Origin of the sequence: Mesorhizobium sp. B2-3-11, from assembly GCF_006442215.1 — a bacterium.
GTDB classification, from domain to species: Bacteria; Pseudomonadota; Alphaproteobacteria; order Rhizobiales; family Rhizobiaceae; genus Mesorhizobium; species Mesorhizobium salmacidum.
In genome coordinates, this window is the sequence record NZ_VFVS01000006.1 from 80,871 (window position 1) to 98,539 (window position 17,669).

The 17,669-nt window shown below is 64.4% G+C and carries 19 protein-coding genes; 9 read left to right on the forward strand and 10 right to left on the reverse strand.

Annotated features, from left to right (window positions below):
• Positions 1-188 precede the first annotated feature (188 nt).
• Positions 189-1,424 carry a cytochrome-c peroxidase gene (locus tag FJ960_RS10595; protein ID WP_140713732.1) on the forward strand — a complete coding sequence of 412 codons (1,236 nt, stop codon included), beginning with the start codon at positions 189-191 and terminating at the stop codon, positions 1,422-1,424.
• A gap of 194 nt (positions 1,425-1,618) precedes the next feature.
• Here the strand turns inward: FJ960_RS10595 and FJ960_RS10600 are convergent, their stop codons facing one another.
• From FJ960_RS10600 to FJ960_RS10610, 3 genes are all read right to left on the reverse strand, one after another.
• Positions 1,619-1,906 carry a GIY-YIG nuclease family protein gene (locus FJ960_RS10600; protein ID WP_140713734.1) on the reverse strand — a complete coding sequence of 96 codons (288 nt, stop codon included), beginning with the start codon at positions 1,904-1,906 and terminating at the stop codon, positions 1,619-1,621.
• Positions 1,907-2,096: 190 nt separating this feature from the next.
• Entirely contained in the window at positions 2,097-2,801 is a 705-nt protein-coding gene (locus FJ960_RS10605) for an SDR family oxidoreductase (RefSeq protein ID WP_140713736.1), read from the reverse strand.
• A gap of 123 nt (positions 2,802-2,924) precedes the next feature.
• Positions 2,925-3,542, reverse strand: coding sequence for an XRE family transcriptional regulator (locus FJ960_RS10610; RefSeq protein WP_140713738.1), 618 nt, complete (start codon positions 3,540-3,542; stop codon positions 2,925-2,927).
• 142 nt (positions 3,543-3,684) lie between these two features.
• On the opposite strand from FJ960_RS10610, the gene FJ960_RS10615 reads away from it, so the two are divergent.
• The 3 genes from FJ960_RS10615 (at position 3,685) to FJ960_RS10625 (ending at position 7,943) form a co-directional block, all read left to right on the forward strand.
• Positions 3,685-4,818 (forward strand): FAD-binding oxidoreductase, encoded by a 1,134-nt coding sequence (locus tag FJ960_RS10615; RefSeq protein ID WP_140713740.1) that lies wholly within the window; start codon positions 3,685-3,687, stop codon positions 4,816-4,818.
• 48 nt (positions 4,819-4,866) lie between these two features.
• Entirely contained in the window at positions 4,867-6,501 is a 1,635-nt protein-coding gene (locus FJ960_RS10620; RefSeq protein WP_140713742.1) for an ABC transporter substrate-binding protein, read from the forward strand.
• Positions 6,502-6,842: 341 nt separating this feature from the next.
• Positions 6,843-7,943 carry a serine hydrolase domain-containing protein gene (locus FJ960_RS10625; protein ID WP_140713744.1) on the forward strand — a complete coding sequence of 367 codons (1,101 nt, stop codon included), beginning with the start codon at positions 6,843-6,845 and terminating at the stop codon, positions 7,941-7,943.
• Between the two features lie 6 nt (positions 7,944-7,949).
• Here FJ960_RS10625 and FJ960_RS10630 read toward each other — a convergent pair whose 3' ends face one another.
• Together FJ960_RS10630 and FJ960_RS10635 are read right to left on the reverse strand one after the other, a co-directional pair.
• On the reverse strand, positions 7,950-8,513 hold the full coding sequence (locus tag FJ960_RS10630) for a cytochrome b (protein ID WP_140713746.1): 564 nt from the start codon (positions 8,511-8,513) through the stop codon (positions 7,950-7,952).
• A gap of 137 nt (positions 8,514-8,650) precedes the next feature.
• Positions 8,651-9,376 carry a 3-keto-5-aminohexanoate cleavage protein gene (locus FJ960_RS10635; protein ID WP_140713747.1) on the reverse strand — a complete coding sequence of 242 codons (726 nt, stop codon included), beginning with the start codon at positions 9,374-9,376 and terminating at the stop codon, positions 8,651-8,653.
• Positions 9,377-9,616: 240 nt separating this feature from the next.
• On the opposite strand from FJ960_RS10635, the gene FJ960_RS10640 reads away from it, so the two are divergent.
• Positions 9,617-9,811: a hypothetical protein gene (locus FJ960_RS10640; RefSeq protein ID WP_181166682.1), complete on the forward strand. Its 195-nt coding sequence runs from the start codon at positions 9,617-9,619 to the stop codon at positions 9,809-9,811.
• A gap of 96 nt (positions 9,812-9,907) precedes the next feature.
• Here FJ960_RS10640 and FJ960_RS10645 read toward each other — a convergent pair whose 3' ends face one another.
• Positions 9,908-12,013 carry an EAL domain-containing protein gene (locus FJ960_RS10645; RefSeq protein WP_140713749.1) on the reverse strand — a complete coding sequence of 702 codons (2,106 nt, stop codon included), beginning with the start codon at positions 12,011-12,013 and terminating at the stop codon, positions 9,908-9,910.
• Between the two features lie 325 nt (positions 12,014-12,338).
• Here FJ960_RS10645 and FJ960_RS10650 point away from each other — a divergent pair, with 325 nt between their 5' ends.
• Positions 12,339-13,409: a phosphatase PAP2 family protein gene (locus tag FJ960_RS10650; protein WP_140713751.1), complete on the forward strand. Its 1,071-nt coding sequence runs from the start codon at positions 12,339-12,341 to the stop codon at positions 13,407-13,409.
• Positions 13,410-13,535: 126 nt separating this feature from the next.
• On the opposite strand, the gene FJ960_RS10655 is transcribed toward FJ960_RS10650, so the two are convergent.
• Positions 13,536-14,072 carry a hypothetical protein gene (locus FJ960_RS10655; protein ID WP_181166681.1) on the reverse strand — a complete coding sequence of 179 codons (537 nt, stop codon included), beginning with the start codon at positions 14,070-14,072 and terminating at the stop codon, positions 13,536-13,538.
• Between the two features lie 115 nt (positions 14,073-14,187).
• Positions 14,188-14,514, reverse strand: coding sequence for a DUF1330 domain-containing protein (locus tag FJ960_RS10660; RefSeq protein WP_140713753.1), 327 nt, complete (start codon positions 14,512-14,514; stop codon positions 14,188-14,190).
• 175 nt (positions 14,515-14,689) lie between these two features.
• Between FJ960_RS10660 and FJ960_RS10665 the strand changes: the two genes are divergently transcribed.
• Positions 14,690-15,382, forward strand: a complete 693-nt coding sequence (locus tag FJ960_RS10665; protein WP_140713755.1) for a helix-turn-helix domain-containing protein — start codon at positions 14,690-14,692, stop codon at positions 15,380-15,382.
• A gap of 32 nt (positions 15,383-15,414) precedes the next feature.
• Here FJ960_RS10665 and FJ960_RS10670 read toward each other — a convergent pair whose 3' ends face one another.
• Both FJ960_RS10670 and FJ960_RS10675 read right to left on the reverse strand, forming a co-directional pair.
• Positions 15,415-15,813 carry a type II toxin-antitoxin system HigA family antitoxin gene (locus FJ960_RS10670; RefSeq protein ID WP_140713757.1) on the reverse strand — a complete coding sequence of 133 codons (399 nt, stop codon included), beginning with the start codon at positions 15,811-15,813 and terminating at the stop codon, positions 15,415-15,417.
• Positions 15,813-16,109 (reverse strand): type II toxin-antitoxin system HigB family toxin, encoded by a 297-nt coding sequence (locus FJ960_RS10675; protein ID WP_140713759.1) that lies wholly within the window; start codon positions 16,107-16,109, stop codon positions 15,813-15,815. The genes FJ960_RS10670 and FJ960_RS10675 overlap by 1 nt, the downstream gene beginning before the upstream one ends.
• Before the next feature lie 159 nt (positions 16,110-16,268).
• On the opposite strand from FJ960_RS10675, the gene ada reads away from it, so the two are divergent.
• Both ada and FJ960_RS10685 read left to right on the forward strand, forming a co-directional pair.
• The gene (gene ada, locus FJ960_RS10680; protein ID WP_140713761.1) at positions 16,269-17,366 is read left to right on the forward strand and encodes a bifunctional DNA-binding transcriptional regulator/O6-methylguanine-DNA methyltransferase Ada; all 1,098 of its coding nucleotides are present in this window, start codon (positions 16,269-16,271) and stop codon (positions 17,364-17,366) included.
• A gap of 22 nt (positions 17,367-17,388) precedes the next feature.
• Positions 17,389-17,607 (forward strand): hypothetical protein, encoded by a 219-nt coding sequence (locus FJ960_RS10685; protein WP_246672705.1) that lies wholly within the window; start codon positions 17,389-17,391, stop codon positions 17,605-17,607.
• Positions 17,608-17,669: the final 62 nt, after the last annotated feature.

A 17,669-nucleotide genomic window follows, 5' to 3' on the forward strand; every position in this document is an offset into this window, starting at 1 on the left:
AACCATAGGGGCAGCTAACGTGGATGCCTTGTCACCTTTGTGACATCCGCCGCCGCGGCGAACACGGTTTCGTGAGCACTGGAGCCGGTCATCAATCCGTTGCACTCCATTCCTATTTCCGGGCCAAAGCGGACCATTCCCATGACGACGGGACGATGAAAAAGACGACGAGACGATGGAAAAGCCTGATGATCGCGATTGCCGCGATCTCGACCTTTGGCTTTGCCGCGCCCGCGAATACGGCGGATGGCGTCCATCCCGGTCCGCTATCGCGCGCGCAAGCTTTCGCGCGCGCCGAGGCGCTGACCGCCTTGGGGCGAAAAATGTTCTTCGACCCGGCGCTGTCGGCCTCGGGCAGGCAGGCCTGCTCGTCCTGCCATGATCCGCGCCATGCTTTCGGACCGGCCTCGGCCACGCCGGTCGAGATGGGCGGCCCGAACCTCGACCAGCCCGGTGTGCGCGCGGTGCCCTCTCTGCGCTATCTCCAGGCCGCTCCCGCCTTCACCGAGCATTTTTACGATTCCGACGACGAAGGCGACGAGAGCGTCGACAACGGTCCGACCGGCGGCCTGACCTGGGACGGCCGCGCCGACCACGGCAAGGATCAGGCGAAAATCCCCCTGCTCTCGCCCTTCGAGATGGCCAACAAGGATGCGGGGGCTGTCACCGCCGCCCTGCGTAAATCGGCCTATGCCGACGAGTTCAAGGCAAACTTCGGCAACGATGTCTTCGACCGCCCGGGCGACGCCTTCGACGCCGCCGCCGAGGCGCTCGGCACGTTCGAGCAGAGCGCCGCCGATTTCTACCCCTATTCCAGCCGCTACGACGCCTTCCTCGCCGGCAAGGCGACATTGTCGGCGCAGGAACGGCGCGGCCGCGCCCTGTTCGAGGACGAGGCGAAAGGCAATTGCGCCTCCTGCCACCTCAGCGAACCCGCCAATGACGGCGAGCCGCCGCAGTTCACCGACTTCGGCCTAATCGCCATCGCCGTGCCGCGCAATCCGGCCATCCCGGCCAACGCCGACCCCGCCTATGCCGATCTCGGCCTGTGCGGCCCGCTGCGCACCGATTTTCACGGCCGCACCGGCTATTGCGGCCTGTTCAAGACACCGACGCTGCGCAACGTCGCGCTGCGCAAGAGTTTCTTCCACAACGGCTACTTCCACACGCTGCGCGACGCCGTCGCCTTCTACGCCAGCCGCGACACCGACCCCGGCCACTGGTATCCCAGGAATGCAGACGGCATGGTGAGGCAATACGACGATTTGCCAAAGGCTTACTGGGGAAATCTCAACCAAGACCCACCCTTCAACGGCAAGAAACCCGGCGACAAGCCGGCGCTCAACGACACCGAGATCGACGACATCGTGGCGTTTCTGCAGACGCTGACGGATGCGGATCAGACGGCGAAGCGGTCGCGGTGAACTGGGAAGCCCCGCCATAGTGGGTCGCTGGTTGACTGGCGACTAGCCGAATCCCTCCCTCGCTTCGGCATCCTAGGGCGGAGCAAGGAGCGAAGCGACGCGGCGCAGACCCTAGGATCCATGCCGCGACGCTTGCGACGGATAAAAACGGTGCCGAACCTGGCTCCAAACTCCGACGAAACGCCATCAAACCGCTACCAACCTGTTCCGCGAAACAGCTCGAACCATTCCGGATTGGTCTTCTCGATTAGTTCGATCTTCCATTGTCGCGACCAGCGCTTCAGCGATTTCTCGCGTTGAATGGCGTCACGAATGTCGAAATATTCCTCGTACCAGACCAACCGCTGCACACCGTAGCGCCTGGTGAAGCGCGAACCTTCGCCGGATTTGTGCTCCGGCATGCGGCGACCGAGATCGTTGGTGACACCGATGTAGATGGTGCCGCCCTTCTGGCTCGCGGTCATGTAAACATAGCCGGTCATGCGTTGACGGTAACCGCCAACCCATCCGGGGACTATCCTCGTTCGCCGTATTTTTTCGGCCCACGTCGCGGCATGGATCCTAGGGTCTGCGCCGCGTCGCTTCGCTCCTTGCTACGCCCTAGGATGACGAAGGGAGGGAGGGCTTCGGCTAGACTAATCCGAGAGGTATCGGACTGAAGCCAGCCGCCTCTCACAGCGCCCGGATGACGCCCCCATCCACCCGGATATTCTGCCCGGTGATGTACCCGGCCCCTTCCGAAGCCAAAAAAGCAATGGTCGCGGCGATCTCCTCGCTCGTCCCGTAGCGTTGCATCGGCACGTTGTCGCGGCGCTCTTCGGTGGCGGGCAGGCTGTCGATCCAGCCGGGCAGCACATTGTTCATGCGCACATTGTCGGCCGCATAGGTGTTGGCGAAAATCTTGGCGTAGGCGGCAAGGCCGGCCCGGAACACGGCCGAGGTCGGGAACATCGCGCTCGGCTCGGCCACCCAGGCCGTCGAGATGTTGATGATGGCGCCGCCCTTCTGCTTGACCATCTGCGGCGCCATGATGCGCACCGGCCGGATGACATTCATCAGGTAGACATCCATGCCGGTGTGCCACTGCTCGTCCGTGATCTCCAGGATCGGCGCGCGCGGCCCATGGCCGCCGCTGTTGACCAGCACGTCGATGCGGCCATAGCGCTCCAACGTGAGGTCGGCGAGACGCTGCAGGTCGTCGTTCGACTGGTTGGAGCCGGTGACGCCGAGCCCGCCAAGCTCCTTGGCCAGCGCCTCGCCCTTGCCGGACGAAGACAGGATCGCCACCTTGAACCCATCCGCCGCCAGGCGCTTTGCCGCCGCCGCGCCCATGCCGCTGCCGCCGGCCACGATGACGGCTGTCTTTTCTACACTCATCGGATTTCCTTTTCAGATTGGCGAGAGCCACGGTTTCAGCGGTCCCTATAGCCGGTTTCGCCGCGCGGTTCGAACGAGAAAGCCTGAATCGAGCTGCAGAAAACTTGCGCGGTGAGCCGCGCCCTACCCCTCCACCGTCTCCAGCACGGAGAGCAGCGTGCCTTCCATGTCGGGCTCGTCGCCGGAGCAGACGCACAGCATTTCGGCGTCGCCCTCGCCCACCGAGAGATAGGCATGGTCCATGGTGGAATCGATGTAGACGCTCTCGCCCGCTTTCAGCCGCACCGGCGCGTATTGGTCGGTGTGCAATTCGATCTCGCCCTTGAGCACGATCAGGAACTCCTCGCCGGCATGCCGGGTCAGCGGACCGAACTCTTCCGGCGTGCGGGCGCGTGCATAGGCGTGGATCGGCACCATGCGCTTGCGCACGAGATCGGTGGCGAGATACCGGTAGTCGTAGTTGCGGGTCAGCTGGCGCAGTGTGTTGGACTGCGAGGTCACCGAACGGCGGGTGCGCGCCGCCGGCTGCTTGCGGTCGCCGCTGAGCAGCTCCGTCACATGGATGCCGAGCCCTTCGCAGATCTGTAAAAGCTTGTCGTAGCTCAGCGACATCTGGTCGTTCTCGACCTTGGACAACGTCGACACCGCGACGCCGGTGAGAGAGCTGACCTCCTGCAAGGTCCAGCCATGTCTTTTTCTCAGGGCACGCAGACAATCACCGAGATTCGGTTGCTCCGACATTGTCAGCTCCATGAAGCGGCGGCACGTCACTACCGCGGGGTTCACCCTAGGTAGTCGAACTCGAGCGGGCCATCAACAACATCAATGATTTTCTTATACGCTAAATATTGACTGGATACGAAATTATTTTTACGACTGATGGATGCAGTCGGATTCTCCCACCAAGATCATCGTCATCGGCGGCGGCATCGCCGGTCTCTCCCTTGCCGCCGAGGTGGCGGACTGGGCCGATGTCACCGTCATCGAGCGCGAACCGCATCTCGGCTACCACGCCAGCGGCCGCTCCGCCGCTCTGTTCACCGAGACCTATGGCAACCGGCTGGTGCGCGGGCTGACGCTGGCCAGCCGGCAGGCGATTGTCGAGGGCGGTTTCGTCGCCCATCGGCGTGGCGCGCTGCACGTCGGCTGGGTCGGCGACGATGCCGCCATCGACCGGCTGGCTCATGAATTGCAGGCGCTGGTGCCGAGCGTACGCCGTCTGTCGGCGGCCGAGCTCCACGGGCTGGTTCCGGTCATTGCCAGGCAAACCACCTGCGGCGGCGTCTATGAGCCGGACGCGGTGGATGTCGACACCGGCAAGATGCTGGGGTCCAGCGCCTCGTCGCTCAAGGCCCGCGGCGGCATCATCCGCACCGGCGAGGAGGTCCGCGCCATATCACGCGACGGCCGCGCTTTTCGGGTTGAAACGAGCGCCGGCGTCTACTCGGCCGACATCGTGGTCAACGCCGCCGGCGCCTGGGTCGATGTCGTCGCCGGGATGGCGGGGCTGCCGGGCCTCGGCTTCCAGCCCAAACGGCGCACCGCCTTCCTGTTCGATCCGCCCGCCGGGATGGATATCGCCGGCTGGCCGCTGGTGGTCGACCTGCACGAGCAGTTCTACTTCAAGCCCGATGCCGGCAGGCTGATCGGTTCCCTCGCCGACGAGACGGATTCCGAACCTTGCGACGCCTGGCCGGAAGACCTCGACGTCGCCATCGCCGTCGACCGCATCGAACAGGCGACGTCGATGCGCATAGGCCGTCCGTCGACACCATGGGCGGGCCTGCGCACCTTCGCGCCCGACCGCACGCCGGTCGCCGGCTTCGACCCGCGCCTGCCCGGCTTCTTCTGGCTCGGCGGCCAGGGCGGCTACGGTTTCCAGGTTTCGCTGACCTTGGCCAGGCTGAGCGCGGCGCTGCTGCGCGGGCAGTCCATCCCGGGGGATGTCACGGCGCTCGGCGTCACCGCCGGGGCGCTGGCGCCTGATCGCTTTCTTGTCCCGGCGGCGACCCCATGAATTTCAGCCCTTCCCTCAACCCGTAAAGTGTCATCAGGAGCGTTTGCGATGAAATCCACCGTTCTGCGCACAGTGCTTGCCCCGTCCCTTCTGGCCACGTCTCTTCTGGCCACGTCCCTGCTGGCCTCATCCGTCCTTCTCGGCGGACAGGCCTTTGCCAAGACACTGGTCTATTGCTCGGAAGCCAACCCCGAGACCTTCAACCCGGCGATCGGCATCGCCGATTCCACCATGGACGCCGCCGCCAAGACGATCTTCAACCGGCTGGTTGAGTTCAAGCCGGGCACGACTGAGGTCGGGCCGGCGCTCGCCGAAAGCTGGGATGTCTCGTCGGATGGCAAGACCTACACCTTCCATCTCAGGCACGGCGTGAAGTTTCAGTCGAACGAACATTTTTCGCCCTCGCGCGACTTCGATGCCGACGACGTGCTCTACACTTTCAACCGCCAGCGCGACGCCAACAATCCCTACCACAAGCTCGGCGGCGGCTCTTACGAGTACTTCAACGCGTTGGGCATGGGCACGCTGATCGACAGAATAGACAAGGTCGACGACTACACGGTGCGCTTCACGCTGACGGCAGCCAATGTCACCTTCCTGGCCGGGCTGGCGCTCGACTATCTCTCGATCCTGTCGCTGGAGCAGACGCAAAGGATGGTCGCGGCCGGCACGCCGGAGCTGATCGACAGCATGCCGGTCGGCACCGGGCCTTTCGTGCTTCAGGCCTACGTGCCCGACAGCCAGGTCCGCTACGCCGCCAACAAGGATTACTGGCGCGGTGCGCCGAAGATCGACACGCTGGTCTTCGCCGTCACGCCCGAGCCGACCACTCGCGTCGAGCGCATCAAGGCCAATGAATGCCAGGTCGCCGCACCGCCGCCGCCAAGTGCTGTCGCCGACCTGCGCGGCGATCCCGACATCACGGTTCTCGACCTCAAGGGCCAGAACATCGGCATCCTCGGCTTCAATGTCGAGCACCAGCCGCTGGGCGACGTGCGCGTGCGCACGGCACTGGCCAAGGCCATCGACCGCAAGGCGATCGTCGATGCCGTCTACGCCGGCGCCGGCACGGTGGCCGGCAGCGTCGTGCCGCCGGCGCAGCTCGGCGCCGTCACCGATGCCGGCATCGACTATGATCCCGATGGGGCGAAGAAACTGCTGAAGGAAGCCGGCCACGAAAGCGGCCTCAAGGTCAGCCTGTGGGCGATGCCGGTGTCGCGCCCCTATAACCCCAACGCCAAGCGCATGGCCGAGATGATCCAGGCGGACTGGGCCAAGGTCGGCGTGCGCTCGGAGATCGTCAGCTTCGAATGGGGCGAATATCTCAAGCGCACCGCGGCGGGCGAACAGGACACCTTCCTGCTCGGCGGCAGCAGCGACAATGGCGACCCCGACAACATGCTGAGCTATCTCCTCTCCTGCGATGGCGTGAAAGGCGGCTCCAACCGCTCGCGCTGGTGCGATAGGGATTTCGAGAAACTGCTTGACGATGGCCGCGTCGCCGCCGACCCCAAGGAGCGCGCGGCGATCTATGGGAAGGCGCAAGCGATCCTGAAGGCCGAGGTGCCGGTGGCGCCGATCGCCCATTCGATGGTGGCGATCCCGATCCGCAAAAGCGTGCTCAACTACGTGCTCGACCCCTTCGGCCGGCAGAATTTCGCCGCCGTCGATATGGCGGAGTAGGGCTGGGCTGCCCTTCCCTTCTCTTCTCTTCTCCCCTTGCGGGGTGAGAGCCCGGTTTGCCGGAGGCAAATTGAAAGGTCCAGTGGACCTTTCAAAGGGCTGGAACGCCCGGAGCCATAGCGAAGGGCCGTGAGGATGAAAGAAACTCCCTTTCGCTTGTGGAGAAGAAACGATCTCGGTCGGATGAGGGGTGTTCCAGGGAACGCCAACGCCCCACTCCGCTGGAACACCCCTCAACCGTCTCGGCGCTGCGCGCCGATCCACCGCCCTGGGCGAGTCACGGGCCTCGCCCGCCCTTCGGGCCCCACAAGGGGAGAAGGAAAAAGGAAAGCGAGACCATCATGCCAAAAAACCTGACCTCCCTCCTAAACAGCTACCTTGCCGACGGCGCGGTGGGTGCCTCGCTGGCCTACGCCAAGGGTGACTCAACGCCGACCGCCCTTACCGCCGGCCTCGCCGACCGCGCGCATGGCACATCGGTCACGCCAGACCAGCTGTTCAAGATCGGCAGCTGCACCAAGACCTTCGTCGCCGCCGCCCTGGTCAAGCTCGCCGAGACCGGCAAGCTCGATCTCGGCGCGCCGATCTCATCCTGGTTCCCGGACCTGCCGGGCGCCGGCGATATTTCAGTGCGCCAGTTGATCAACCACCGCAGCGGCCTGCCGGAGTTCGAATACTACATTCCGATGGACCCGGGCCGGCAGTGGACGCCGCGGCAGCTGGTCGACATCGCCTTTGCCTCCGACGAGCAGAAGGCGCCGGGCGGGCCAGCCGTCTACAACAACACCGGCTATGTCCTGGCCGGCATGGTGATCGAGGCCCTCACCGGCCAGCCGCTGGGCGCCTATGTCAGAAGCGCGATCCTCGAGCGGCTCGGCCTGAAGAACACCTGGTCGCCGGCGACCGAAGCGTTTCCGGAAAAGTCGATGGTGCGCGGCTATTACCACCGGCCGCCGCCGGCGCCGAACGCGCCCACCGACATCGCCTCGGGCGGCGAGATGTGGCGCATGGACGGCGTGCTGCCCTATTCCGACGAGCTGCAGGACTCGTCCGACTCCTTCCCGTTCGGCGCCGCCTATGGCTGCGGCGACATGGTATCGACGCCATCCGACATGGTGGGTTTCATGCGCGGCCTGTTTTCTGGGCAGCTGTTGTCACCGCCGTTCTTCGCCGAGATGTTCGAACACCGCGTGCCGGCGAGCTTTCCAGGCACCCGCATGCGCGAGGCCGGCGCGGGCATGTTCCAGAGCGCCTATGCCGACCGCGCCTTCTACGGCCACCAGGGCAGCATTCCGGGTTATGTCGCCGTCATGCTGCACGATCCCGAGACGGACCTCACCATCGCCATGACCAGCAATGTCGGTTCCGGCAACCGCCTCTCCTTCCAGGCCAGTGGCCTGCACCCGGTGGTCGACCAGGCGATCCGCATCATCCTCGACTGACCGCGTTCAGCCGCCCTGCCCGGACGATGGATCGGGCAGGCCCGGCAGCATCTGGCTCAGCACCCGGTCGCGAAGGAAGACGTGATGGAAAATGGCAGCGGCCGCGTGCAGGCCAGCGAGCCACATCATGATATCGCCGAGCGTGCCGTGGATCTCCGCCAGCGGCGCGCCCCAGGTGCCGGAAAACGGACCGATCGCGCCCAACCCATAGACGGTGACCGGGTGGCCGCCGAACAAGGCGCCGACCATGGCTGTCGCCGGAACCGCGAACAGCAGCGCATAGAGCGCCCAATGCGTTGCCTTCGAGGCGACCTCCATCCAGGCAGGCATGGCCGGCGCCTCGGGAATGCGATCGAACCGGCGCCAGACCAGGCGAATGACCAGCAAGCAGAAAACGGTAAAGCCGAGCGACTCGTGCAGCAGCAGCGTGGGCGCCCTGGCCGCTGAATAGACCCGCTCCGGAGGGCCACCCGCCGAGACCAGGAATGCAATGAGCACCAGCAGTGCCGTCAGCCAATGAAATGCCTGGGCGAGGCGTCCATAGCGGGTTGTCGTGCCGGACAGCGACATGCGAGAGCTCCGAAACAGTTGGACATCTCCCCTCGCCCTCGAATGTGGCCTTATTTCAGCTGTTCGTCAGGCGACATGGGTTTGCTGCGCGAATGGCGGGCATCACCGAGTTCGCCGGCGGCGCGGCCTGACAAGGTTCAGCTCATACTCGTGGAGCGGAAGTTCGCGGCGGCCGCGGCCACGATCTCGGCATTGTCCCTCGCCACCGTTCCATCGCTCAGCGTATTGCCGTCCTCCAGCCCGACCCGTGTCGACCAGCGCTTTTGCCGGGCAAGATCCACGAACGGCCAGACTGTGCCGTCGACGCCGTGCAGCAGGATCTGCCGCCGCACGCCCGCGCGTTCGAGCACGGAGGCGATGCCGCGCGCCTCGTCGAGGGCTGTAGGCAGGTCCGGTATGTCGATCTCGATCAGGATGCGCAGCACCCTGCTATGATCGGCAAGCGCCACGAAGCGCTCCGCATCATCCGTCGTGGCAAGCCCCGCCTCGATGCCGATGCCCTGTTTACGCAACAGTTCCATCACCTCGGGTGCGTCGGGCTCCGAGAGATTGACCGAGGCATAGTCGGGCAGCTCGCGCCAGGCCGCGATCGCCGCGCGGGTCCGCGCCACATCGTTCTCGATCCATGCGCCGGTCGACACACCGATCAATGTACCCGGACAGGCCTGGCGCACGGCAAGCACCGTCATATCCACCGCCGCCAGGCTTTCGCGCCCGTCGGCGCCGCGCGGATGAATGTGCAGTTCGGCGGCACCCGCGGCGACGCAGGAAGCCGCATCGCCGGCCATCGCTTGCGCCGTCAGCGGCAGCCTGGGATGGAAATCGCGCGGGCGCGCGCCGTTGATGCAGGCCTGGACGATCATCGATTTCACCTCGGACAAAAGAGCGCAGTCTAATGCATGGGACAATGACTTGCATAAAATCAGAAGTTGTAGGCGCGCCGCCAGACCGCGCAAGGCCGCGGCGCCGCCACTCCTGACACGACGTGCCGCCGCCAGCCGCGAGGCATCCGCCGGCATTTGAATAAAAGGCGCTTGTGGATATTTACCTCAAATTGCGCCAGGCCGGCCAAGATACATTAGGGCGGTATCATGGAGGGACCATTGACCAGTGATTTTTCAGCCGCCCGTCTTCATCTCGAACGCGCCTACCACTATCTGCGCGGCAATGACGAGACGAGCCGTTCGACATGCGAGGCCCTCGATCTGTTGATCGAGACGGTGGCGGAAGCACAGCATAGGAAGCCGGAACCCGGGGTGCTGGAATTTCCCCGAGCGGCGGCGCGCCGACACGGCTGAACAAAACCCGCCGCGCTGAGCGGATTCGGGCTACGCGCATCAAGTCTTCACGAATGTCGTTATCCAGGCCGCTTTCGGCGACATGCGAGTTGTCCGTCAGGACGCCTTGCGACTCGATGCGCCGCCCGCCATTTGCCCCGCGCGCGCCACGATCCGCTCCAGCGGTTCGGGCCGGTGCAGCAGGAAGCCCTGGCCGAACTCGACGCCCATATCGCCCAGCATGGCCACTGTGTCCTGCCGCTCGATCTTCTCGGCCACGACGGCGCAACCGAGGCTGCGGGCAATGCTGGCGATGGCCAGCACGATCTCGCGGTCGAAGCGGCTTTCCGTGACGTGCTCGATGAACGAGCCGTCGATCTTGATGGCATCGACCGGAAAGCGCCTGAGATATTCGAACGAGCTCATGCCGGCGCCGAAATCGTCGAGGCTGACCTTGCAGCGCCGCTCGCGCGCCTTGCGCACGAAGGTTTCGGCGGCATCGAAATTGGTGACGGCGGCGGTTTCGGTGATCTCGAAGCCGATGCCCGAATGCGGCGCCCCGGTTTCCTCGATGATGCTGTCGACGAAGTCCCACAGCCCGGGATCGCTCAGCGTCTGCGCCGACAGGTTGAAGCCGAGCGTGATCGCGCCGGATTTCATCGCCGCGCCGTGCCGCGACAGCGCGGTGCGGATGATCCAGCGGTCGAGCCGGGCGGCAACGCCGAAGCGCTCCGCCGCCGGTATGAATTCGCCGGGCGGGATCAGCCGGCCGGTCTTTCCGTCAAGCCGCGCCAGCACCTCGACATGGCGGCTCTCTTCCCAGGGCCTGCCTAGCTGGTGGATCTCCTGGCCGAACAGTTTCAGCCTGCCGTCGTCCATGGCGTCGACCGTGTCGGCGGCGAGCCGTGCGGCATTGAGGCCGCCCGAACCGGAGACGGCATCGGTCGAAAACAGCGCGAAGCGATCGCGCCCGGCGGCCTTGGCCGCGTAGCAGGCATCGTCGGCGCAGGCCAGGGCGTCGGCAACCGTGGTGACACGGTCGCGGACGATGGCGATGCCGATGCTGGCCGCCAGCTGGCGTGACGTCGCGGCAAGGCCGAGATCGGCGTCGCGCACGGCCGCCAGGATGGCGCCGGCCAGCTGTTCGGCTTGCACGGCATCGCAATCGGGCACCATCAGCGCGAACTCGTCGCCGCCGAGCCGCGCCGCGTGCGCCGACGGCGGCAAGCAACGGCCAATACCCGCCGCGACGCTCTTCAGCGCCAGATCGCCCGCGGCATGGCCGGCGAAATCGTTGAGCGCCTTGAAGTAGTCGAGATCGATGTAGAACACCGCCAGAGACGCGCCGGTGGCGATTTGGCCGGCGAGCAGCCTGTCGAAAGCGGTGCGATTCCACAGTCCGGTCAATGCGTCGTGACGGGCGGCGAAGGCCAGTTCCTGTTCGCGCACCTTGTCCTCGGTGATGTCGCGCACCGTGCCGAGAACCAGGCCGGCCGCGCCCGCCGCGGCGACGAAGCGCAGCAGCGATTCGACATGGCGGATCTGGCCGTCGCGCTTGATAATGCGGTATTGCGCGGCGATGACGCCGTCGGTTTCCAACGGCACCCTGTGCGCGCGTTCGGCGGCGTCCTTGTCGTCGGGATGCAGGTAGCTGTGCCAGAGATCGGCCGTCACCTCATCGGTCACGGCGACGAGGCCGAATATCTCCCTTGTGCGCGCGTCCCAATAGCTCTTGTTGGTGGCGATGTCGTAGTGCCAGATGCCGCTGCCGCTGGCGGCGAGCGCCAGGCGAAAGCGGATATTGACCTGTTCGAGCGCGGCTTCGGCCGCCTTCTGCTTCGAGATGTCGGTCTGCACGCCCATCAGCCTGAGCGGCTTGCCGTCGGCGTCGCGCTCGACGATGCCGCCGCGGTCGAGCACCCATATCCAATGGCCCTGCTTGTGCTTGAGCCTGAGTTCGGTCTCGATAGCGTCGGTCAGCCCGGCAATGTGGCGGTCGCCGCTGGCCTGCGCCCGTTCCCGGTCGTCGGGATGGGTCAGTTGCAGCCACAGGTCGCTGGTATTGGCGAGTTCGCCCTCCTCGTACCCCAGCATCCGCGCCCAGGTCGCCGAATAGAAGCAGTCGCCGGTGCGAAGATTCCAATCCCAGACGCCAAGATCGGCGCTCTCCAGGGCCTTGGCCCAGAACGCTCCGTTGCGACTTTTCTTGCCGTGACCCGCCATCGTCCGTTTCGCCTGCTCCACCCCACCCGCAATCTGCGGCAAAACCAGAGAAGAAACAGTTACCGGGCAGCGGAGGGGTCGGAATGTCAGACAAACGATGCCCTCTTCGACCGCGGCGGAGGCGCGGCAGCGTTTCCGGCGGAACAGGCAATCATCGACACTGCCGCATTTCATCGACGTCTTCGTGAACAATTCCTTGAGGAAAATGGAAGAATTATATCCGTCAGATGCTTGAAAGAGCCTTCCTCCAAGGTGTAACCGGGCGGTAATACTTCGCGTTATAGACAAGATTCGGAAAACCTGGGCAACTGGCGGGATGTCTTCGATGAGTGCGTACACCGGGCACAGGGACGGCGATGGCCGCACCCTTGCCGTTCCTGACCTGGACATCGCGACCACCAGGAGCGGCTGGCTGCTGACGGCCATGTGCCTGGCCTACGCCCTGGCCGCGCTTTGCGTCGCGCCGGACCGGTACCTGCACCTGGCCCAATCCTACGTCCAGCCGTTCGCTTTCTTCCTGCCCGCGCTGTTTGCTGCTGGCCTCGGCCTGGTGGCGCTGACATTCTCCAGGCAAAACCCAACCAGGTTCATGCTCGACACGATCAGGCAGCGCTGGCTGGGCGCCGCACCGGTGATCCTGCTGTCCTTTCTCGGTATTACAGCCTTCACCACCTTCAAGATCTCCATCCCGGACTTCGTGCCATTCTACGCCGACGGCATGCTGGCGGAACTTGATCTTGGGTTGCATGGCGCCGACCCCTGGGCATGGGCGCACAGCGTCGTTCCCGAATCCGTCTCGGCCGTCGTTTTCTTGGGCTACGGATACGGTTGGCACGTGCAATGGTTCGGCACTTTGCTGTTCGTCGCCTTCTGGAACAACCCGGCAGGGCGTCTGCGTTATCTCTGGGCGCTGGCGCTGACCACGATCGTGTGCGGCACGGTCCTGGCCACGTTGTTGTCGTTCACGGGTCCGATATTCCACGACCAGTTCTATGGCGGCGACCGATTTGGCGCATTGCGGGATGCTCTGGCGCACAACAGCTATGCCGCGCCGGTTCATACCTATGCCAACTATCTGCTTGCCGCCTTCGAAAGCAAACGGCCGGAACTTGGCGGCGGCATTTCCGCCATGCCAAGCATGCATGTCGCCTTCGCCACGCTCAACGCGTTCTTTCTGAGCGGTTTCGGTCGCCGGTGGGCGTTTGCCGGCTGGTCCTTCGCGGCGTTTATCCTGTTCGGTTCGGTCTATACCGGCTGGCACTATGCCGTGGACGGCTACCTTTCCGTCCTTGTCGTGTCCGTGCTGTGGTACCTGGCCGGACGTTTCGTTCTGCCGCGGGCGAGCCGGGACAGCGCCGGGATGGAACTGCCGCTGCCCGAAACGGCATCGCGATGATCAGCCTGTCTGGCTTCGTCCAAGGCAGCAAGAGCCGTCTGCTACGCCCGCATCGCTGATTTCATGGGGTCGACAGGAACTTTCGGACAACGGCCAGGCGGCATTGGCGCCGCCTGGCCGTGCCGGTTACTGGCTCGGCGCCATCGCGTGCTCGCATGACACTTTCGGGTTCATGTCGGCGAACGTGCCGGTCGGGTTGCCTTTCCAGGCCCAGACATGCAGCTCGTAGAATTCACCCAGGCCATAGCGGTTGGGCGCGCTGTTGAAGTTGAACAGCTGTCCCTCGAGCGAAGCCGGCCCCTTGGAGGCGATGTATTCAACCGCCACCAGCCTCAGCGTGCCGTCGGCCATCGGCTCGTACATCACCGCTTCGGGACGGGCGATGTCGATCTTGTCGTCCTTCAGATACCCGCCATTGACATAGTGGATGCCCATGGCGCCGCCGGTGATGCCGCTGGCGCAGGGAATAGGCGCATAGCCTTCCGCCGTCGCGGCGTTGACGTCGAGAAACCGGCTGTTGGCGGCTCGCACCTTCTCGGCCAGCGGACTGGCATCCGGCGCGCCCGCCGCCGCTTCCTGATGCGCCTGGGCAAAGGTCGTGCAGACGGCCAGCATGGCCCCCGCCATGAGAAGCCCGTTGCGAAAGTTTGATTTCATATCCATTCCATTCCTGTTGAAAAAGCACGGCTGGCCGGCCGCCGGCAATACGGCGGCGCGACGGGCAAGCGCCGTGTCTGTTGCTGCTTGGAGATCCCGAAAACGACGCGGCGAATGCCGGTCATCCTTTCGGCAGATACGGGATCGTTCCTGCCAGATCGGTGTCGTCGATCAGCTGGAAACGGCTGTCGCTGCCGTCCTGGCGGGCCGAAACGAAGGGCGCGTAGGCCGGATCGTTGGTGAAGGCGCGCGCCGCCGCTTCCGACGGGAACGCCATTAGGGCGATCAGCGTGGTGTCGAGCGGCTTGCCTTCGAGCGTCTTCACATTGCCGCTGCGCGACAGATATTTGCCGCCATGCTTGTGGACGAGGTCGTGCACCGAGGCGGCATAGGCCGGGACCCATTTCGGATCTCTCATCTTGATGTCGGCGATAACGTAAGCAGTCATTGTGGTCTCCTGGTTGCGGCGCACAGGGGTATCCCGTGCACCGGCCAAAGGGCTCGCATGGCAAGGCCCGCGCCAGCCAGTCCGCGATCTGTACTGGGCCGGTACAGTTTCTGTACTCGCCGCCTCAATCGCGAAGGGCTAATGTTCTCCCAAGGTTCGAGGGAGAGGCACAGCCATGACCCAGCACGGATACAAACAGTTCTGCCCGCTATCGATGGCCGCCGAGGTGCTGTGCACCCGCTGGACGATGGTGCTGATGCGCGAGCTCGTGGCGGGGTCGACCCGCTTCAACGACCTGCGCCGCGGCGTGCCGAAAATGTCGCCGACCCTTCTGTCGCAACGGCTGAAGGAGCTTGAGCTGGCGGGGATCGTCGAGCGCAAGGAGGTCCAGGGAGAAAAAGGGATTTTCGATTACCGGCTGACCGAGGCCGGCCGCGATCTGCGTCCGGTCGTCGAGGCGATGGGCTTCTGGGGCCAGAAATGGGTCGAATCCAGGCTGTCCCTGAAGAACCTCGATCCGTCGCTGCTGATGTGGGACATGCGGCGCAACCTGAACCCCTCGCCGCTGCCCGAGGGACGCACGGTGATACAATTTCTGTATCAGGAACTCCCCGCCTCCAAACGCTCCTGGTGGCTGATCGTCGAAAAGCACGGTGAAGTCGACCTGTGCTGGTACGATCCGGGCTTCGACGTAGACCTCTATGTCTCGACCGACCTGCACACGATGACGGCGATCTGGATGGGAGTGCTCACCGTCGAAAAGGCCGGCGCGAAGGTCGTCCTGACCGGCGACCAGGCCATCGGCAGGAAGATGCAGACCTGGCTCGGGCTCAGCCCGTTCGCGGTGGAGCCCAAACGCGCGGCGTAGGAGCCGGTCCTGTCGGCAAGCGCATGGAGAGCTTAGGCGCGCTTGCCGCCCTTTTCATTCGCGAGGTGATAGGGTTGCACGAGGATTTCGGCGGGAATGTTCCATTCCTTGTTCAGTTTGAAGATCATGTCGAGGGTAAGGGCGCGCCTTCTGTTCAGCACCTCGGTCGCCCGAGGCGACGATCCGATCACCTCGGCCAAAGCCTTTCGCGGCAGGTTGAACAATTGCATGTGCGAATGAATGGCTTCCACGGGATCGGGTGCTTGAATTGGATAGTGCTTATCCTCATAAGCCTCGATCAGAGTTGCGAGAACGTCGAAGCGATCACCGTCGGGTGAGCCGATCTCCGGCTCATTCTCGAAGTATTTGGTGATTTCGGCGATCGCCCAATCGTAATCGGCTTCGGTCTTAACAGGTCGGATGTTCTCCATCACACCTTCTCCGGATCAATTTTGTCATACTCTTTATGTGTCCCGACGAATTTGATCAGGACCCGGTGAAATTTGTAGGCGACGTGGACGATCAACCGGTACTTGTTGCCGCCAATGTCAAAAATGACGCGGTTGTCCCCCACGAAATCGACGGTCGTTCCGAATGCATCCTTGATGTCGGCCGGAGTCTTCCAATCGGCACTTCCGACAGCAATATACCAGGCTGTCAAAGGCGCTTCGGCCTGATGGTGCTTGGCCCAAAAGTCCTTCAGCGCTTTCTTGGCGATGATTTGCACGGCTCCCAATATAGCGAATTCCCAAATCGGGAACAAGGGAAATTCCCAATTTGGGAAGAGCTGCGCCTAGATACGACATTTTGACCTCAATCACGCTGCCCCTCCGGCAGTTGTCAGGAAACGGGTGGCGAGGCCGGCTTTTGGCGGCTTCAATGGACTATGTTCATCACCCTGGCCAAACATCTGCAACCCGCGCCGCTGCCGGTGGCCCACGATCCGCGCTGGGCGCGCATCGCGGCACGCGACAAGTCGGCCGACGGCGCATTCTGGTATTCGGTGGCGACGACCGGCGTCTATTGCCGGCCGTCCTGTCCGTCGCGGCGCGCCAACCCCGCCAATATCCAATTGCACGACACTTTACAGGCGGCGAAGGCGACAGGCTTTCGCCCATGCCGGCGCTGCAATCCGGACGGCCCTTCGCTCGAGGCCGCCAACGCCGCGATGGTCGCCGATGCCTGCCGCAGGATCGAGGCGAGCGAGGCGGAACCGTCGCTCGCCGAACTGGCTGATGCCGCCGGCCGCAGCCCCGGCTATTTCCACCGCGTTTTCAAGGCAGTCACCGGGCTGACGCCGAAAGACTATGCAGCGGCCCAGCGTGCCGCCCGGGTCCGCCAGGGCCTGGAAGATGGCGCCAGCGTGACATCGGCGATCTACGATGCCGGCTTCAATTCGTCCGGGCGTTTCTACGAAAAATCGACCGGCATGCTCGGCATGACGCCGACGCGCTACCGTGCCGGCGGCGCCACTGAGGAGATCCGTTTCGCAGTCGGCGAAACGTCACTGGGCACCATCCTGGTCGCCTCGAGCCGCAACGGCGTCGCCTCGATCCTGCTTGGCCAGGATCCCGACGCGCTGGTGCGCGACCTGCAGGACCGTTTCCCCAAGGCACGGCTGGTCGGCGGCGACAGCGACTACGAGGCGCTCGTCGCCCGCGTCGTCGGCTTCGTCGAGGCGCCGGCGCTCGGTCTCGACCTGCCGCTCGACGTGCGCGGCACCGCGTTCCAGCAGCGCGTCTGGCAAGCCTTGCGGGACATCCCGGCCGGCCGCACCGTCTCCTACGCCGAGATCGCGCGGCGTATCGGCGCGCCGAAGGCGACCCGCGCAATCGCCGCCGCTTGTGCGGCCAACACCCTTGCGGTCGCTATTCCCTGCCACCGCGTGATCAGGAAGAACGGCACCCTGTCGGGCTATGCCTGGGGCGCGGAGCGCAAACGCGCGCTGCTCGACCGCGAAGCCGGCCGGCCTTCGCGGGCTTGACGAGGATTCGGCAATGCGCGCGATGGCCAGGTCTGCCACCACCGGTGCGAACAGCCAGATCGCTAACGGCGCTGCCGTCAGTAGAGAGGACGCGAAGACGCTGGTGATGGCCGCCATGGGAGAGCTGGTCGAGGATGGCAAGGCCGAGTGGGGCCGCACGGCGAGCGGTGAGTTCGAGCTGCGGTTGATATCAGGCGAAGTGTTCGTGCTCGGCGAAGTGTCCGTCACGCGTGTCGCTTAGATACACTTAGCGCTCTACTCGGCGGTCGTGGTGAGCGCTCGTGAGCTGAGACTTCAATTTGA

What these genes read in the sequence shown, in the direction of transcription:
- FJ960_RS10595 (WP_140713732.1), top strand. Translation starts at nt 189, where the DNA reads ATGATCGCGATTGCCGCGATCTCGACCTTTGGCTTTGCCGCGCCCGCG.
- FJ960_RS10600 (WP_140713734.1), bottom strand. Translation starts at nt 1,906, where the DNA reads ATGACCGGCTATGTTTACATGACCGCGAGCCAGAAGGGCGGCACCATC.
- FJ960_RS10605 (WP_140713736.1), bottom strand. Translation starts at nt 2,801, where the DNA reads ATGAGTGTAGAAAAGACAGCCGTCATCGTGGCCGGCGGCAGCGGCATG.
- FJ960_RS10610 (WP_140713738.1), bottom strand. Translation starts at nt 3,542, where the DNA reads ATGTCGGAGCAACCGAATCTCGGTGATTGTCTGCGTGCCCTGAGAAAA.
- FJ960_RS10615 (WP_140713740.1), top strand. Translation starts at nt 3,685, where the DNA reads ATGCAGTCGGATTCTCCCACCAAGATCATCGTCATCGGCGGCGGCATC.
- FJ960_RS10620 (WP_140713742.1), top strand. Translation starts at nt 4,867, where the DNA reads ATGAAATCCACCGTTCTGCGCACAGTGCTTGCCCCGTCCCTTCTGGCC.
- FJ960_RS10625 (WP_140713744.1), top strand. Translation starts at nt 6,843, where the DNA reads ATGCCAAAAAACCTGACCTCCCTCCTAAACAGCTACCTTGCCGACGGC.
- FJ960_RS10630 (WP_140713746.1), bottom strand. Translation starts at nt 8,513, where the DNA reads ATGTCGCTGTCCGGCACGACAACCCGCTATGGACGCCTCGCCCAGGCA.
- FJ960_RS10635 (WP_140713747.1), bottom strand. Translation starts at nt 9,376, where the DNA reads ATGATCGTCCAGGCCTGCATCAACGGCGCGCGCCCGCGCGATTTCCAT.
- FJ960_RS10645 (WP_140713749.1), bottom strand. Translation starts at nt 12,013, where the DNA reads ATGGCGGGTCACGGCAAGAAAAGTCGCAACGGAGCGTTCTGGGCCAAG.
- FJ960_RS10650 (WP_140713751.1), top strand. Translation starts at nt 12,339, where the DNA reads ATGAGTGCGTACACCGGGCACAGGGACGGCGATGGCCGCACCCTTGCC.
- FJ960_RS10655 (WP_181166681.1), bottom strand. Translation starts at nt 14,072, where the DNA reads ATGGATATGAAATCAAACTTTCGCAACGGGCTTCTCATGGCGGGGGCC.
- FJ960_RS10660 (WP_140713753.1), bottom strand. Translation starts at nt 14,514, where the DNA reads ATGACTGCTTACGTTATCGCCGACATCAAGATGAGAGATCCGAAATGG.
- FJ960_RS10665 (WP_140713755.1), top strand. Translation starts at nt 14,690, where the DNA reads ATGACCCAGCACGGATACAAACAGTTCTGCCCGCTATCGATGGCCGCC.
- FJ960_RS10670 (WP_140713757.1), bottom strand. Translation starts at nt 15,813, where the DNA reads ATGGAGAACATCCGACCTGTTAAGACCGAAGCCGATTACGATTGGGCG.
- ada (WP_140713761.1), top strand. Translation starts at nt 16,269, where the DNA reads ATGTTCATCACCCTGGCCAAACATCTGCAACCCGCGCCGCTGCCGGTG.
- FJ960_RS10685 (WP_246672705.1), top strand. Translation starts at nt 17,389, where the DNA reads ATGGCCAGGTCTGCCACCACCGGTGCGAACAGCCAGATCGCTAACGGC.